General features: G+C 42.3%; 13 protein-coding genes. 6 read left to right on the forward strand and 7 right to left on the reverse strand.

Annotation, left to right across the window (positions count from 1 at the left end; genetic code table 11):
* The first annotated feature begins 23 nt into the window (after positions 1-23).
* Positions 24-557, forward strand: coding sequence for a DinB family protein (locus tag ACFQ3S_RS00550; protein ID WP_377160116.1), 534 nt, complete (start codon positions 24-26; stop codon positions 555-557).
* Here the strand turns inward: ACFQ3S_RS00550 and ACFQ3S_RS00555 are convergent.
* The 3 genes from ACFQ3S_RS00555 to ACFQ3S_RS00565 form a co-directional block, all read right to left on the reverse strand.
* On the reverse strand, positions 535-1,779 hold the full coding sequence (locus ACFQ3S_RS00555; protein WP_377160118.1) for an MDR family MFS transporter: 1,245 nt from the start codon (positions 1,777-1,779) through the stop codon (positions 535-537). The two genes, ACFQ3S_RS00550 and ACFQ3S_RS00555, sit on opposite strands and share 23 nt — an antisense overlap.
* Before the next feature lie 212 nt (positions 1,780-1,991).
* Positions 1,992-3,299: a UDP-N-acetylglucosamine 1-carboxyvinyltransferase gene (gene murA, locus ACFQ3S_RS00560; protein WP_377160120.1), complete on the reverse strand. Its 1,308-nt coding sequence runs from the start codon at positions 3,297-3,299 to the stop codon at positions 1,992-1,994.
* 164 nt (positions 3,300-3,463) lie between these two features.
* Positions 3,464-4,222, reverse strand: a complete 759-nt coding sequence (locus ACFQ3S_RS00565; protein WP_377160122.1) for a DUF4290 domain-containing protein — start codon at positions 4,220-4,222, stop codon at positions 3,464-3,466.
* A 208-nt stretch (positions 4,223-4,430) separates the two neighbouring features.
* Here ACFQ3S_RS00565 and ACFQ3S_RS00570 point away from each other — a divergent pair, with 208 nt between their 5' ends.
* Together ACFQ3S_RS00570 and ACFQ3S_RS00575 are read left to right on the forward strand one after the other, a co-directional pair.
* Positions 4,431-5,564, forward strand: a complete 1,134-nt coding sequence (locus ACFQ3S_RS00570) for a mandelate racemase/muconate lactonizing enzyme family protein (RefSeq protein WP_377160124.1) — start codon at positions 4,431-4,433, stop codon at positions 5,562-5,564.
* Between the two features lie 113 nt (positions 5,565-5,677).
* Positions 5,678-6,013: a hypothetical protein gene (locus ACFQ3S_RS00575; protein WP_377160126.1), complete on the forward strand. Its 336-nt coding sequence runs from the start codon at positions 5,678-5,680 to the stop codon at positions 6,011-6,013.
* A 98-nt stretch (positions 6,014-6,111) separates the two neighbouring features.
* Here ACFQ3S_RS00575 and dgt read toward each other — a convergent pair whose 3' ends face one another.
* Positions 6,112-7,458 carry a dGTP triphosphohydrolase gene (gene dgt, locus ACFQ3S_RS00580; protein ID WP_377160648.1) on the reverse strand — a complete coding sequence of 449 codons (1,347 nt, stop codon included), beginning with the start codon at positions 7,456-7,458 and terminating at the stop codon, positions 6,112-6,114.
* Positions 7,459-7,689: 231 nt separating this feature from the next.
* Between dgt and ACFQ3S_RS00585 the strand changes: the two genes are divergently transcribed.
* Positions 7,690-8,532: an adenylate/guanylate cyclase domain-containing protein gene (locus ACFQ3S_RS00585; protein WP_377160128.1), complete on the forward strand. Its 843-nt coding sequence runs from the start codon at positions 7,690-7,692 to the stop codon at positions 8,530-8,532.
* Between the two features lie 158 nt (positions 8,533-8,690).
* On the opposite strand, the gene ACFQ3S_RS00590 is transcribed toward ACFQ3S_RS00585, so the two are convergent.
* Positions 8,691-9,107: a response regulator gene (locus ACFQ3S_RS00590; protein WP_377160130.1), complete on the reverse strand. Its 417-nt coding sequence runs from the start codon at positions 9,105-9,107 to the stop codon at positions 8,691-8,693.
* The gene (locus ACFQ3S_RS00595; RefSeq protein WP_377160132.1) at positions 9,107-11,338 is read right to left on the reverse strand and encodes an ATP-binding protein; all 2,232 of its coding nucleotides are present in this window, start codon (positions 11,336-11,338) and stop codon (positions 9,107-9,109) included. The genes ACFQ3S_RS00590 and ACFQ3S_RS00595 overlap by 1 nt, the downstream gene beginning before the upstream one ends.
* A gap of 309 nt (positions 11,339-11,647) precedes the next feature.
* Here ACFQ3S_RS00595 and ACFQ3S_RS00600 point away from each other — a divergent pair, with 309 nt between their 5' ends.
* Both ACFQ3S_RS00600 and ACFQ3S_RS00605 read left to right on the forward strand, forming a co-directional pair.
* Positions 11,648-13,525: a PAS domain S-box protein gene (locus ACFQ3S_RS00600; protein WP_377160134.1), complete on the forward strand. Its 1,878-nt coding sequence runs from the start codon at positions 11,648-11,650 to the stop codon at positions 13,523-13,525.
* Between the two features lie 146 nt (positions 13,526-13,671).
* Positions 13,672-14,046, forward strand: a complete 375-nt coding sequence (locus ACFQ3S_RS00605) for a YtxH domain-containing protein (RefSeq protein ID WP_377160136.1) — start codon at positions 13,672-13,674, stop codon at positions 14,044-14,046.
* Here the strand turns inward: ACFQ3S_RS00605 and ACFQ3S_RS00610 are convergent.
* Positions 14,030-15,643 carry an IS1182 family transposase gene (locus tag ACFQ3S_RS00610; RefSeq protein WP_377160138.1) on the reverse strand — a complete coding sequence of 538 codons (1,614 nt, stop codon included), beginning with the start codon at positions 15,641-15,643 and terminating at the stop codon, positions 14,030-14,032. The two genes, ACFQ3S_RS00605 and ACFQ3S_RS00610, sit on opposite strands and share 17 nt — an antisense overlap.
* Between the last annotated feature and the right edge of the window lie 47 nt (positions 15,644-15,690).

Consider the following 15,690-nt stretch of genomic DNA (forward strand, 5'->3'; position numbering starts at 1 on the left):
ATAGTTTAGCATAACTTTACCTCATGCCTAACAAACTACCCGAAGTATGGCTACGCGGGTCCCTAACCAGTATGCCCGCCTTATTGCAGCCTGTAGCACATGCATTATTGCAAGCCCGTGAAGAGTTAAATGAATTAATGGAGGGTTTTCCTGAAGAGCTACTTTGGCAAAGGCCGGCCGGGCTGGCATCGCCGGGTTTTCATTTGCAACACTTAACAGGGGTGCTGAACAGGCTATTTACTTATGCCCGTGCCGAATCTTTAAACCATGATCAGTTGGCTTACTTAGCTACAGAAGATAAGCCACCGGTTGGCGATTATAGTATTAAAAGCCTGGCTAAAAACTTCAATGAAGAGGTTGACAAAGCTTTGACTCAGTTAAGCACAACTGACGAGCAAACGCTAACCCAGGTAAGGGGCGTAGGGCGTGCGCAGGTACCCTCAACAGTAACCGGCTTGTACACGCATGCGGCCGAACATACCATGCGGCATTTGGGGCAATTGTTGGTAACTGTGAAGATATTACAAGCCGGTTTTAATGCTGATGGCGTATCATAAGGTTCGTACCAGCAAGGGTACTTATTTTAAATTTATACAAGCACCAAAACCCTGATGCCGAGGCTATGCTAATGGTACCCAGCATCCACCATAACAGCGTGTAACCGCTACGGGCAATGGCTTCGCCGCCTAATACGGGGGCCAAAATTTGTGCTACCGACCAAGCCATAGTGTACAGGGCCGCGTATTGACCGGTGTTACTGGTATTAGTGCGGGCCAGCCAAAAGGTGTTCATAAAGGGTATGCTCATGATTTCACCAAAGGTGATGAACAAAATAATTACGACAGCCGCCCACCCAGAAACCGGCAGCAGGTTTGATAAAACAAAACCAGTACCCATAAGCAATATCCCCCAAACCACATAGATTAGTGGATGCCGCCGGCCTTCAATTTTGTGGATGAGTACCATTTCAACAGCTACAATGATCAGTCCGTTGAGCGACATTAATAACCCTATAAACGATTCGTTGAAATGCCATTGTGTTTTATAGAACACCGGTTGCATGGTAAACAACTGGAAAAAGCAGGCCGCAAATAATACCGTACAAACCAGGAACATGAGGTACACACCGTCTTTATAGGCCGATGCCGCGCCGACCGCTTCTTTCATTTTGTGGGCAGTCTGTTTTAAAGCACCGGTATGCGGCATCAATTTAACCAGTAATAGTGCCGATAAAATGTTGGTAAAACCATCTACCCAAAAGAGGAGGTGGTAATTTACTGATGCTAAAAAACCACCCAAAGCACCTCCAAAAGCCCAGCCTAAATTAATAGCCAGCCGGTTAAGGGAGTAGGAGCGGGTGCGGTTTTGGGGCGAACTGTAATGCGCTACAGCAGTTGAGTTTGCCGGCCTGAAGGCATCATTACATACACTCAATATAAAAGTAACCACACATACCGCCGTAAAACTTTGTTGAAAACCCAATATTAAAAACAGGATACCACCGCTAAGCAAGGCGCCAAATTGAACAAAATAAAAGCCAAACTTATCGGTAATGCGCCCGCCTATAAAAGCGCCCACTAACGAACCCACACCAAACATAGACAGCACTATACCTGCTTGCGCAATAGTAAAATGTAACTGCTGGGTACAGTATATACTCATAAAAGGCAGTACCATAGTACCGGCCCTGTTCACCAGCATTACCAGCGACAAGTACCAACTTTCGCGCGTAAGGCCGCTATAAGCATTTTTATAAAGCTGAATTGTGGATGCGAACATGGTGATATTGTATTTAATCTTATATGTTATGCTGAATTTTTTTCAGCACCCCGCTTGCTTGGTAATATGTTTGCCATTTGGTTTGCACACTGCTAACCTTCTGGTAGGATGCCAGAATAAATTCGGCATGACTGCTGTAAGTTCATCAAATAAAAAAAACCACTGCTATGACGAACAAGCAGTGGTTTCTGTTACCTAATGGTATCTGAAAATCAGATCCGGGTTATGTCGGCACCTAATGCTTTTAGTCTTTCGTCGATGTGTTGATAGCCACGCTCAATTTGCTCAATATTATAAATGGTAGATTGGCCCTGAGCCGATAGTGCTGCGATTAATAACGACACCCCAGCACGAATATCGGGCGAGGTCATGGAAATACCCCGCAGTTGCACCTGCTTATCCAAACCAATTACCGTAGCACGGTGCGGATCGCACAAAATGATTTGGGCACCCATATCCAGCAGTTTATCCACAAAAAACAAGCGGCTTTCAAACATTTTTTGATGGATCAATACCGAACCTTTAGCTTGAGTAGCCACTACCAATACAATGCTGATGAGGTCGGGCGTAAAGCCCGGCCAAGGCGAATCGGCAATGGTCATGATCGAGCCATCAATAAAGCTTTCAATTTCGTAATGGTCTTGCGCCGGGATAAAAATATCATCGCCACGTAGTTCCAGTTTAATGCCTAAACGCCGGAACGTATCGGGTATAATACCTAATTCTTTATACTGTACATTTTTAATGGTGATCTCCGAACCGGTCATGGCCGCCAAGCCAATGAACGAGCCTATCTCAATCATATCGGGCAGCATGCGGTGCTCGGTACCACTTAATACGGTTACGCCTTCAATAGTTAATAGGTTAGAGCCAATGCCGGTAATTTTTGCACCCATACGGTTCAGCATTTTGCAAAGCTGTTGCAGGTAAGGTTCACAGGCGGCATTGTAAATAGTAGTGATGCCTTTGGCTAAAACGGCAGCCATCACAATATTGGCTGTACCGGTAACCGAAGCTTCATCTAATAATATGTAAGTACCTTTCAGGTCCGATGCATCTACTTTGAAGAAGCCATCCTCCGGGTTATAGTCAAACTTGGCACCTAATTTTTCGAAACCCAAAAAGTGGGTATCTAAACGACGACGGCCAATTTTATCGCCTCCGGGTTTAGGAATAGAAGCCTTACCAAAACGGGCCAGCAGCGGACCAACGATCATGATAGAACCACGCAGACTTCCTCCTTTCGATTTAAATTCATCCGAATGGAAAAATTCCAGGTCGATATTAGCAGCTTCAAAAGTATAGGTATCGGCCGAGAGGCGTTCAACCTTTACACCCATATCGCCTAAAAGTTCAATGAGTTTATTGACGTCTTTAATATCGGGTATATTGCTGATGGTTACCTTTTCGCTGGTTAACAGCACGGCCGATAATATTTGAAGGGCCTCGTTTTTAGCACCCTGTGGTATTATTTCGCCCTTTAAAGGTTTACCACCCTGAATTACAAAAGCATTCTTCATATAATTTACAATAGTGTTTAACAGACACTATGGCCGGTTTTGTTTCTGCAAAGATGTTTAAAACAGATTCAAGAAACAAGAGCCAAGAAACAAGATTCCTTTCAAACGGGTTAAGAAGGTTTCCTGGCTCTTGGCTCTTATATCTTGGCTCTTGTCTCTGTCCCTTAATATTTTCTCGGCCCGCTATTGCTGCGGTTTTGGTTATTATTGTTGCGGTTTTGCTGACCACCACCCGGACGGTTATTTTGCTGACCACTACGGTTTTGCTGACCACCGCCGGTGCTTCCACCACGATTGTTTTGGTTGTTATTGGTGCGTTGGTTATTGGTGCGGGTATTTTGTACCGGTGTACGATACTCCACACGGGCCAGGTTAATGTTTTCTTCCAGTTTCAGTTCACCGTTCGATAGTTCGCGCAGATCCGATAAAATGCTTTCATCGGTAACCGAATCCTTGTTCCATTGTACGTAAGCCATTTTCATGAAATTGGCAATAGATTGCACCATGTGTTGCTTGCGGGCAGGTTCATCAATAGCCTTGGCCTTGGCAATCATCAGCTCAATGGTTTTGCCATAATGCTTAAACCTGATGCGCTTGTTAGGGTAACCCAACGGCTCGGGCTTAATATGAATAGCCTCGGGCGATGGAAGCGGGTAAGGCGAATCCACATCAATTTTATAGTCGGATATAATGTGCAGGTGATCCCAAAGCTTGTGCTTAAAATCGGCCACATCGCGCAGGTGCGGGTTTAAAAACCCCATCAGGTCTATCACCACGTTGGCGTAACGGTTACGTTCTTCTTTAGTGGGCAGGGCAACTATATATTTGACCATGTTTTGCACATTGCGGCCATATTCTGTTAATAAAAGCTTGCTACGGGTTGAGTTATAATCGAAATCGGCAGGCGTTCCTTTTTGAGCCATGTAGTAATTTAATAAGATTTTTATGCAGCGACTGTACCTTTAATTAATATATGGCAGGTAAAGCAGTCGGCAGAGATTTGATAAGTTAATACAAAAATATATCAGAGTAACGCAAATATAAACTAAATTGTGTTTGTTGCAGCTATATTATTAAGCACAAATGTGTAATTTTTTTACACATTGCGCTCAAATAGTTTGTTAACTCAGTATGGTATTTAATTTTAACTTCGCAATGCAGCAGCGCGTTTACATTAAACATATAGATATTTACCGGTTCAGCATACCTATGGAACCGTTTACCATAGCTACCGGCACCATGCACTACGCCCAAAACGTGCTGATCCGCATTTATACCGATGCGGGCTACTATGGTGTGGGAGAATGCTCGGCTTTCCCTATGATAGTAGGCGAAACGCAGGAAACCTGCCTGGCCATGGCCAAAGACTTCGCACAGCTATGGGATAGCCAGGATGCGCTGGATATACCCGCGCGCATGCAGCAGTTACACGATTTTACAGCTGGCAACTACACCATTAAAGGAGCTTTTGATATGGCGCTTTATGATATAGCCGCTAAAAATGCCGGACTGCCCTTGTATAAATATTTAGGCGGCACCCGTCGTGAGGTTGAAACCGACATTACCATCGGCATAGCTCAACCCGAAGCGATGGCGCAAAAGGCTATTCACTTTAAGCAAACCGGTGCAACTGTGCTAAAGGTAAAGTTAGGTAAAGATGCCCGGCAGGATGTAGAGCGCATAAGGCAGATCAGGCAGGCGGTTGGGCCCGAAATGAAAATTCGTATTGATGCCAACCAGGGTTGGAACTTTGAGGATGCGGTATATGCCCTGCAAGCCATGGGCGATTTGGACGTTCAGTTTTGCGAACAACCCATGCGCACCTGGTATAATGATAAACTGCCCGAACTCATGCAGCTATCGCCCGTGAAAATTATGGCCGATGAAAGCGTGTACACACACCACGATGCCCGGGTTCAAATCCAAACTAAATCGTGCGATTATATCAACATTAAACTGGCTAAATCAGGCGGGATCCACGAGGCCTTAAAGATCCATGATTTGGCTGCTGAGTATCAAATACCCTGTATGATGGGAGGGATGCTCGAAAGCCGCGTGGCCCTAAGCGCCAAACTGCATTTGGTATATGCCTGTCCCAACATCCGGTTTTACGATATGGATACTTGCATGCTGGGCCACCTGGAAGACCCCTGCATAGGCGGAGTAACTTACAATGGCTACCACCTTAACATTGACGACACACCAGGCATTGGTGCCGACGCCAGTCCCGCTTTTTTAGCAAAATGTGAACACTGGCGTATATAAGTACTGGTAACATGTACCGAACAATAATTTAAAACAATAGCACTGAAAATCCACTTACCATCATTAATAAAAACGTGTATAACACTAAGTTCCATCTTTAAAACTAATTTTTTATGATTTTTATTTGGAAAGGATACGGCTTTTTAGTCCCGTTAATTACTATTGTAGCTGTTGGAGTAATCAGTGTGTTATTCAGTGCCGTCTTTAAAACAACGCAGCCTTACGGGGTAGCCATTGGCGCATTAGCCGCGGCAGTAGCTCTTTGGTTCGCGGGCAATAGTTTTAATTCACCGGCTAAAGACCGCGTGATGATAGACAAACTAACCGGTCAGGAATTTATCATGAAACCCAGCCACTCCTTCTTCTTTATTAAAATGCAATATTGGGCTTACATAGTTGGAGCTATAGGCGTGTTTTTTATGGTGGCGTTATTGTTTAGCAGCAAGTAAAACAAGCCCCCTCTAAATCTCCCCCGGGAGGGGAGACTTTAAGAAATAAATATTCATTAAAAGCTCTCCCTCCCGGGGAGGGTTTGGGAGGGGCTGGCCTAATGTATAGCTGGAAACGAGATCCCCTTAATATTTCTATACAGTTCAACAGCGTACAAGTCCGTCATGCCCGACACGAAATCCAGCACACTTTGAATTTTAGAATACAGATCGGGCTTAGGGTTGATAAACTGTTTAGGGATAAGCTGAACCAGCTTTTTATAGTACGGCGTATTGTTATGGATCATGGCGGGTATAAACTCTTCCAGCAGGCCGGCCATTACTTTGTAACCAGCAACCTCAATTTGCACTACCGACTGGTAATTATAGATCTTTTCTACCGAGATCGTTCCTATCGTTTTCCAGGGCGTTAAAAATGGTTCGTCTAAAGCGTCGGTTAGTCCCTGGTTAAAATTGCCGCTTAGTATGGCTTCCTGGTTATCTAAAAAGATGCGGGAGCATTCGGTAACCAGGTTATTAATGGCTTTGGCTCGCATAATGCTCACCTTAGCATCTTCGTCATCAAACTCAGTTTCCAGCCAGGTGCCCATGCGGGCGCTGTTGCAAATAGGCATCAGCAGTTCCTTGATCTTATTGTAGGATAAGATCTTCAAACGATGCGCATCCTCCAGGTCGATAATATTATAGCATATATCGTCGGCAGCTTCTACCAAGTAAACCAGCGGATGACGTTTGTAGATTAGCGGCTCATCCTGCGATTTAATTAAACCTAATTCATCGGCAATAGCCTGAAATGTAGCCTGTTCCGATTGGAAAAAGCCGTACTTTTTTTGATGGATATTTCCTTTAACATGCCCTGCCACAGCCACGCAGGGATATTTAACAATGCTCGCCAGTGTGGTATAAGTTAAAGCAAAAGCGCCGTTGCCCTTGCCACTGAAAGGGTAGGTTAATAAACGGAAAGCATTGGCGTTACCTTCGAAATTGATGAGATCATGCCACTGATTTTCGGTTAACAGGTTTTGGTAAACCTTACCGTCACCATCCGTAAAATAGCGCGACAAGGCCGATTCGCCCGAATGACCGAACGCCGGGTTGCCCATATCGTGTGCTAAACATGCGGCGGCCACCATATTACCTACCTCGCTAATGAGCGGTAGGCGGGTATCTAAACCGGGTTCCAGTTTCTTTAAGTTATTATAAAAGATGGTGCCTAAAGAGCGGCCTACGCTGGCAACCTCTAAACTATGGGTAAGGCGGTTGTGTACAAACACACTGCCGGGTAAAGGGAAAACCTGGGTTTTATTTTGTAACCGGCGAAAAGGAGAGGAGAAGATCAGCCGGTCATAGTCTTTTTGAAACTGTGAGCGGTCCTTGTCATGATCGGTTTTGCCGTCATCCTTTATACCCCAGCGTTTAGCCGAGATCAACTTTTCCCATTGCATCATAGGGGGGCAATTTACAAGGAAATTCTTGAACGTGAATTGCAGCGCATAAACTAATTAAAACACAACAATATCTTCTTTTATGTCCACTGATTGTCACACCACACCAGCTAAGTCATGGTTAACCCATAAAGCATTAATTATTTGAATATTGTAATTAATCGTTCGAATATTGCAAACATGGCCTGTAGTTACCCACTACATTTGTATCATTATTAAAGCACATAGCTCATGAAATTAAATATACCTTGTTTGAATAAACGCCACAATCAGCTCATACCTGCAAAGGAAATATTCGACTTTAATACCACTATGCCGCATGCCATATCGTGCACCCGTTTGCCCGATGATACAGTAGTTTGCAGTTCGCAAGTTGATGAACCCGGTATGCAGATAGACCACACCAATACCAACGTAACCGATTTTGTACAGAAATGCACTGTTTTAGGCGATGAAAAGGAACTGGCACTGCTGTTTTTAGACATTCGCAACTTTACCTCCTTTATGGAGCAGCGTGCGCCTTACGATGTTATTTATGTAATTCGTAAGTTGTTTGTGCTGTTTAATGATTCCATACGCGAAGTGGGTGGCCGCATTATAGAAACCATGGGCGATAGCATTTATGCCGTGTTTGGTTTAGAGAGCGATCTGCAAAAAGCGGTACAGTCATCAATGGATGCCTCGCTGGCTATCTTTCACGATCTGGAAGTGTTTAACACTACTTATGCGCAATCCTATTTTAATTTGAATTTTGAAATAGGCATTGGTTTGCATCAGGGTAAAGTTTTGGTAGGCGAGTATGATATGGATTACAACAATCACCTTACCGTTATGGGCTTACCTGTTAACATTGCTGCCCGCTTGCAAGCCGAAACCAAAGAGTTGAATAATGATCTGCTGATATCGGAAGATGCTTATAGGTTTTTAGAAAATATGAACGTAAGCACACCCAGCAAAAAGGTACGCCTTAGAGGTATTACAGAGCCGGTACAAGTACGGTTAATGGGCAACGCTTATCAGCGCAAACCGGGTAATGATGATATGATGGATTATTATTTATCGATGGCTGGGTAACTCAACCATAGTTGAATGATTTTTTTACGATGTAAAGGTAGCCTGTTAAAGCGGTGCCAAAAATATCAGATCAGATTTTGTTAGTATTAACCCATAAAAAATTGATTTGCAGGTTAGCCAGGTATAAAACTCTTGTATCGTAATATCTCATTAATAAGTTAAGCTACACAGGTAGTATTTAACCAAAATTCGTGTAAGGAACTAAGGCATTTAACTAAATTACTGTAGCCCAACGGTTTGGTAACGTAAGCATTAGCGCCGAACTCCAATGAGGTGCGTATATCTTTAGGATTATCTGAGGTTGAAAAAATTACAGTAGGGATGTAACGTAATGCTTGAGTTTCTCTTATTTTTCTCAGCAGGTCTAAACCCGAAAGGCCGGGCAGGTTTAAATCTATTAAAATCAATCTCGGCTTAGCTTTATTTTCTACCATTTTATCTAAAGTGGTTAAGGCCAATGCGCCGTCTTCTATGGTATGCATAATGGTTTTGCCATCAATTTGTACCATAGCACACTCAACAACGTCAATAAAATCTTCGTTGTCTTCAACATATAATATATCTGGTGTTGCCATTACGCGTCTTTTTTAAATGCTATATAAAATACCGTGCCAATTCCTAACTCGCTTTCTACCCATATACGGGCATTGTGCTTATCTATTATACGTTTAACAATAGCTAAACCCACACCTGTTCCCTCATAACCACGCACATTGTCCATACGTTTGAATAAATCAAATATACGGTCATAATAGTTTAAATCAATACCAACGCCATTGTCGCTTATGGAGTAAATAATTTCGATACCAGTTTCTTTACCTTCTATTTTTACTTTTGGCGATATTGATTTACTCGAATATTTAATGGCATTGTTTAATAAATTTGCAATAACCTGACCAATCATGGTTCTATCTCCATAAACACTTGGGGTACTACCTACTTCAAACTCTAAATTATGGATATTGAAGGCTACAATCAGGTCGTTTTTGATTTCCCGAATCAGGCTACCCATTTCTATATGCGTACATTCCATATCCGCACGGCCAACTCTCGAATAATTTAATACCTCTTTGATCAAAAAGTTTAATTTATCGGCTCCATTAATTACTTTTTGCAGTATGCGCCGGGCTTCACTGTCTAAACTGGTATTAGATTCCAACAAAAGTTCCGAATAATTTTTAATGGTAGATAGCGGTGTACGGAGGTCATGCGATACGGTGAAGCTAAAAGTATCCAGTTCTTCGTAAGCTTGCTTTAGTTTTTCGTTAAGTGTACGTATCTCATTGGCTTGCCTGTTAATAGCAAACATTACTTCTTCGCGTAGCTTTAATACATTGGAGATTTCCTCTTGTGTCCAACGTGATGAGGTGTTTTTAACCGTTTGCGACCATACCTCAAAAGAGCGCCGGGGCGAAAGGTTCATTATACCATCATCAGTGGTTTCCACTGGTTTATTGGGGTTGCCGGCCCAGTTAATAGTAGATATTTGTTCGGGTTTAAACCACATCATTATTTCACCCAGTTCTTTAGATAGGGTACAAGCCAGTAAACCACTGGCTACGGCACTGTAAGCTTTGGCAGGTTGGTAAACTTCGGGTAACTGATTGGTATAGTACATTCGGTCATTCATGTTATGCTTCAACCAATTTACCAGTTCCTGCAGTTGCTCTTGGTTAGGCGTTGCACCTATCGTGGTAATTTTATTTTCATAAACAATGGCTGCCCCGCTGGCATCGGCCACATCTAATAGGGTAGTATTATGCCCCGATATAGCATAAGCCACATTTCCACCATTGCGTAAAATAAGCGAAAGGGAATCGTAAGCCGCTTTGTAATCAAAGTTTTTAACCATGTTCTCTTCGTCTTGTTTGTACTCAAGTGCCGAAGAGATGATCTGACCGATTAATTTGGCTGCTTCGCGGGCTTTAAAATTGATAAAGCGTGGCGTGTAATTATGGCAGGCAACCAATCCCCAAAGCTGATCGCGGTAGAGCAAGGAGATGCTAAAACTGGAAACCACCCCCATGTTTTTCAGATACTGAATATGAATGGGTGATACCGCCCGCAATACCGAATGGGTAAGATCGAGAGGCTCGGCCTGCCCGTTTGTTGCCAGGGCAAATATGGGCGATGCATCTGTATTAACATCGCTTATAATACGGGTAAGGTTTATTTTATACAGATCCCGCGCCTGTTTAGGAATATCGCTGGCAGGATAGTGCAATCCCAAAAAAGGTTCCAGATGGTCTTCTTTTACTTCTGAAATAACTTCACCATGCCCGTCTTCTCCAAATTTATAGATCATGATCCGATCATATCCTATCAGGTTTTTGATCTGTTGGGCAGCATTATCAAGCAATTGTTTTAGCTGTTTGCCAGCCAGCATTTCTGATACCGACCGGCCTATGGTTTTCTGAATATCAACCTCTAAGCCGATGTTGTTTGGTTCAAACTCGAGCAAATAATATTTACCCGTTTGCGACATAATGAGGTTAAAGCTGCTTCCACCAATATCTAAACGTATAGGGTTAATAGTGTCGAAACTTTTGGCATGGCGCCCCAACTGCAGCATTTGATTAATAAAACCCGAGCTTTCATCTTTTTGCAACAGGCTTTCCACTTCTGCTATATTTTTACCTAATAACCTGCTTACTTCAATAGGTAAGTAAGCTGAAACACTCTCGCTTGCGTAAGTAATAATAGCGTTGCTATCAACAGCCAACAAAAAGCCATGTGATTGCACCTTGCCTGGTATATGTATGGGCTCAAGGTCGCAATTGGTTAAGTCTACTTGATAATCAGTCATTTAATGTATTTTGGAAGCGAAGATGTTGCAACACAGGCTATCAATAAATGCTTACCTATAAATAATATCTTCTAAATTTATTAATTATTTACTGTTATATAGCCAGTGCTTGTGCTGGTTATTACTCAAAGGTAAAAATATTAAATACATTAGTAACCGACCATTTTTCTTAACTTATATATATGGTTTTTAAGATTTATTGGTTTTATCAACTACTGGTAATTCAGCATTACTGGACTGAACAAATAATTGGAAATAAATTTTGATATTCTGTAATTTAATGGTGAGATTAGTTTACGCATCTATCTTATGTTATCAGAAACAGAAGAAACCGATTACTCTGCCGGTAGTTTTTACCAAACCGACAATCAGCTCAAGCGCTTGTTTATGCAGGCACAAAGCCTTATAGCTATTTTGCGTTGGCGCGAAGGGGTGTGCGAACTCATCAATCCGTTATTTAAAAACCTTTGGGGGCCACGAGAGGTGCTTAATAAACCTATGCGTGTAGCATGGCCCGAATTAGGTAATGGTTTTTATGAAAAAGTTGAACAAGTGTACGATACTAACCAAGCTGTGCAATGCTTTGAGTACGCTGTAGTAACCAATCCCGATAGTGAGAAGGAAGCTGCCGAGTCGTTTTTCGACTTTCTATTTTCTCCTTATTGTAACCAGCAGGGAGATATAGATGGGGTAATGATTATAGGTTTTAACGTTACAGCCAAAGTTACGGCGCGCAGGGAGTTAGCGGAGCATCACCTGTTGTTTAAAGACATTACCGATGCGGCCAGTACAGCTCTTTGGACCGTAGATACTAAAGGAAACATCACCTTTGTAAATCATACCTGGATAGATTGGACCGGGCAGCCCTATGAAACACATTTGGGCCGGGGCTGGATAGAGTATGTAGTGACCGAAGACCGCGACCGTGTAATAAGCAGTTACATTAGAGATGTAAACCGCAAAAGGCAGTATGAAGTTGATTTCAGGGTTTTGCGAAGTGATGGCCTTACACAATGGGTTGCTGCAACGGGTAAGCCCCGGTACCTGCCCAACGGCGATTTTGCCGGCTATGTAGGGTCGTGCATGGATATTACCGAGCGAAAAAAATCGGAACAGTTATTAAAAGATAGTGAGGAGCGTTTTCGAAACATTGCAGATTCGGCTCCGGTATTAATATGGATGACGGGGGTAGATAAGCACACTACCTTCCTGAACAAAAGCTGGATGCAGTTTGCCAACGTTTCGCAATTACTTTCGGGTACAGGGTATCTTCAGTGCGATTTGGTGCATGAACACGATCAGGAAGATGTTTTAGACCGTTACTTGTGCGCTTTTGACAATAGACAGGAATTTTACCTGGAATACCGCATGAAAACTTACGACGGTTATTACCGGTGGATAGGCATGAAAGGCGTACCCCGTATTAGTGCCGATGGTGTATTTGAAGGCTATATAGGCTCGGGTATGGATATAACCGAAATGAAGGAGCACGAGCAGGTTAAAAATGATTTTATTGGCATGGCCAGCCACGAGTTAAAAACACCTATAACTTCTATAAAAGCATATATTCAGCTATTGCTTACTATATATAAAAACAAAACCGAAGATGAGTTTTTAACAAAATCGTTAACTACTGTAAACAAGCAAATTAACAAGCTTACCAGGCTTATAACGGATTTGCTGGATGTTTCAAAAATGGAAAGCGGACGTTTGAGTTTAAACAGTGAACCGTTTTTACTGAACGACCTGTTAAAAGAAACCATTGAAGAGGTACAGCATACCGCTACCCAGCACGATATTGTTTACATACCTTCAGCCCAGCATTATACAATATATGCCGACCGCGACCGTATAGGGCAAGTTATAACTAACTTTTTAACCAACGCCATAAAATACTCTCCCGAGAGCGACAGGGTTGATGTTATGGTAAGCACTACTGATAATGAGGTGAAGGTTACTGTACAGGATTATGGCATAGGTATAAATCCTGAAGAGCAACCTAAAATATTTAACCGTTTTTACCGTGTTGAGGGCCGCAATGAGCAAACTTTTTCGGGCTTTGGAATAGGTTTGTACGTGGCTGCCGAAATTGTAAGAAGGCACAATGGTAATGTTTGGGTAGAAAGTGAAAAAGATAAAGGCTCTGCCTTTTATTTTACTTTACCAATACATACCAATAGTTTATAGGGCATAGTTGCAATTTATTTGTGTCGATAAAAAAAACAAGACCTGGCACAATGTGATAACCGCGCCCAAACTTTTTTTACAAAAAATAAACAGTAGCGCTAAAAAAACGTTATTGCATATATCATCTACTAAAAAAAGAACAAAACATGAAAGATCAAACTAAAATTATTGCAGCACTTTTAGTAGGTGCTGCAGCTGGTGCAGCAATAGGTTTATTATTAGCACCCGAAAGTGGTTCGGAATTAAGAGAAGACATTGCTGACTACGTGAACGACCTGGTTGAAAAAACCAAAGACAAGGCTAAAGTTACTGCCGACGATGTAAAAGAATATAGCAGCACGTTAGTTGATAAAGCCAAAACCAAGTTTAATGGTGTATTGGGTAACCTGTCTGACTATAAAGAAGAAGCTGAAGATAAGCTTGATGAAGCTAAAACTTATGCAAATGATTCATATAACCAGGCTAAATCAAAATTTAAAGGTGAGGCCGATGATTTAAATAGCTCTATTCAAAACTCATAAATATTTTTAATATACGTAAAAAGCCTTTAGCATTGTGTGGCCGTTGCGCAACAGGGCTTAAAATGGCTGAATAATTTAATTTGCAAGGCAAATGGTTATTCAGCCATTTGCTTTTGAGGTTAGTTTTAAAAGTGCTTATTATGGCTTTTATCTTTGCTATCCAAGCCAAAGAAGTATTTTCAAAGCCGCCAGAAGTGTTACCTGCAAGCTTTATAATTCTTTTTCTGGCCCTTGTTGGTATGCCATTAACTAGTTTTTTTAGATTATAGGCAGTGGCGGCCATGATCATACATTTGTTTGCCAGCTTGATCCCCTTTGTATTAACCTGTCTCATACCTGTAAAATTGACCAGTGTACCCAATACAGGTTCTACTGTACTTTGTCTCAGCTTTCTGGCTCTTCTTCCTTGCCCGGTTTGCATGCGTTCCTGCATTTCTATATAAAGGTCTTTAGCTACCGAATCTTTGAATACTTTAAAGCCTTGCAGATTGGCACAGGTCCTTTTAAAAGGGCAGTCCCTGCAATCTTTAACACTGGTGCGGTAGATCTTATGTGTGTTTGCGTTCTTTGCTTTTTTGAAATTATGAAAAGTAAGGTATTTGCCTTCAGGACAAATATACCGGTCTTGTTGCTTTTCATAACTAAAGCCTTCCCGGCTCTCCCTACTTCTGTATCCTGCTTTATTGGGAATGTACCCTTTGATATTATTATTTGTTAAAAACAGGAGCGCTGCTTCACCGCTATAACCAGTATCTGCAAGCACTTCTTCTATCCCTATCCCATTATCTTTAAGGTTATCAGCGACATGGGTGAGGATCTCAGGCAGGCACGGTGCGTCCCCTTTATCTGCATGAAAGGCCTGAATATGCGTAATAACATGGTTTTGTGTATCTACGCTTGCATAGGCGGAGTAGTTTAGCCTGGTTGTTTTTCCGGGCTTTACTGAAATACGGGCATCGGGATCTGATGGGCTGTAACGCTTACTATTTGCTTTTTTATCGACCTTAGCGTTCTTTCTTGGCTTAGGCGTGATGTTTTCATCTATTGTATCCTGAGCCGGGACTTCATCATTATGGTCGTCCAGTTGCTTGCCGTAAGTTGAAGCATCATCCATGATCTCCCGTTCGACCAAACTTGACATAGCGGCATTGGCTTTGACAAATACACTATCGATAGCCTGCCTTTTACCAGCTACCAAACCTTTGTCAATGCACTTTTTAAGAACTTGTTTAAAGATGGCTGTAAACTCTTCCTCGCCATAAAGCTGGCGCGTACGGCTTAAGGTTGAATGCCAGGGAAGCTCTTCATCCAAATCGTAGCCGATAAAATAGAGGATATCCATACGCATACGGGAGGTAGCTACAATGCGTCTGTCGCTATTCAGGTTCTCTAAATAACCAACCAACATCAGTTTGAAAAACACAACCGGATCAATACTTTTTTGACCCTCTGTGCCATAATACTTGGCGGTCGTATCATAAACAAAGTTGAGATCAAGTATGCCTTTCAACCGCCTGTAGAAGTTGTCAGCCGGAACATGGTCTGAAAGCTGAAACCGGATAAAGAGCTTTTCCTGGTAGTCTTTTTTGCCTTGCATGCCCTTAATGTACAAAATAAGCAGCTAAATATCAAATACTTATAAAA

The sequence above is a fragment of the Mucilaginibacter terrae genome (assembly GCF_042679325.1).
Taxonomy (GTDB): Bacteria; Bacteroidota; Bacteroidia; order Sphingobacteriales; family Sphingobacteriaceae; genus Mucilaginibacter; species Mucilaginibacter terrae.

Bases quoted from the DNA above. Each gene is read 5' to 3' on its own strand.
- ACFQ3S_RS00575 (WP_377160126.1), top strand. From the start codon at position 5,678: ATGATTTTTATTTGGAAAGGATACGGCTTTTTAGTCCCGTTAATTACT.
- ACFQ3S_RS00595 (WP_377160132.1), bottom strand. From the start codon at position 11,338: ATGACTGATTATCAAGTAGACTTAACCAATTGCGACCTTGAGCCCATA.
- ACFQ3S_RS00590 (WP_377160130.1), bottom strand. From the start codon at position 9,107: ATGGCAACACCAGATATATTATATGTTGAAGACAACGAAGATTTTATT.
- dgt (WP_377160648.1), bottom strand. From the start codon at position 7,458: ATGCAATGGGAAAAGTTGATCTCGGCTAAACGCTGGGGTATAAAGGAT.
- murA (WP_377160120.1), bottom strand. From the start codon at position 3,299: ATGAAGAATGCTTTTGTAATTCAGGGTGGTAAACCTTTAAAGGGCGAA.
- ACFQ3S_RS00550 (WP_377160116.1), top strand. From the start codon at position 24: ATGCCTAACAAACTACCCGAAGTATGGCTACGCGGGTCCCTAACCAGT.
- ACFQ3S_RS00585 (WP_377160128.1), top strand. From the start codon at position 7,690: ATGAAATTAAATATACCTTGTTTGAATAAACGCCACAATCAGCTCATA.
- ACFQ3S_RS00570 (WP_377160124.1), top strand. From the start codon at position 4,431: ATGGTATTTAATTTTAACTTCGCAATGCAGCAGCGCGTTTACATTAAA.
- ACFQ3S_RS00610 (WP_377160138.1), bottom strand. From the start codon at position 15,643: ATGCAAGGCAAAAAAGACTACCAGGAAAAGCTCTTTATCCGGTTTCAG.
- ACFQ3S_RS00600 (WP_377160134.1), top strand. From the start codon at position 11,648: ATGTTATCAGAAACAGAAGAAACCGATTACTCTGCCGGTAGTTTTTAC.
- ACFQ3S_RS00605 (WP_377160136.1), top strand. From the start codon at position 13,672: ATGAAAGATCAAACTAAAATTATTGCAGCACTTTTAGTAGGTGCTGCA.
- ACFQ3S_RS00555 (WP_377160118.1), bottom strand. From the start codon at position 1,779: ATGTTCGCATCCACAATTCAGCTTTATAAAAATGCTTATAGCGGCCTT.
- ACFQ3S_RS00565 (WP_377160122.1), bottom strand. From the start codon at position 4,222: ATGGCTCAAAAAGGAACGCCTGCCGATTTCGATTATAACTCAACCCGT.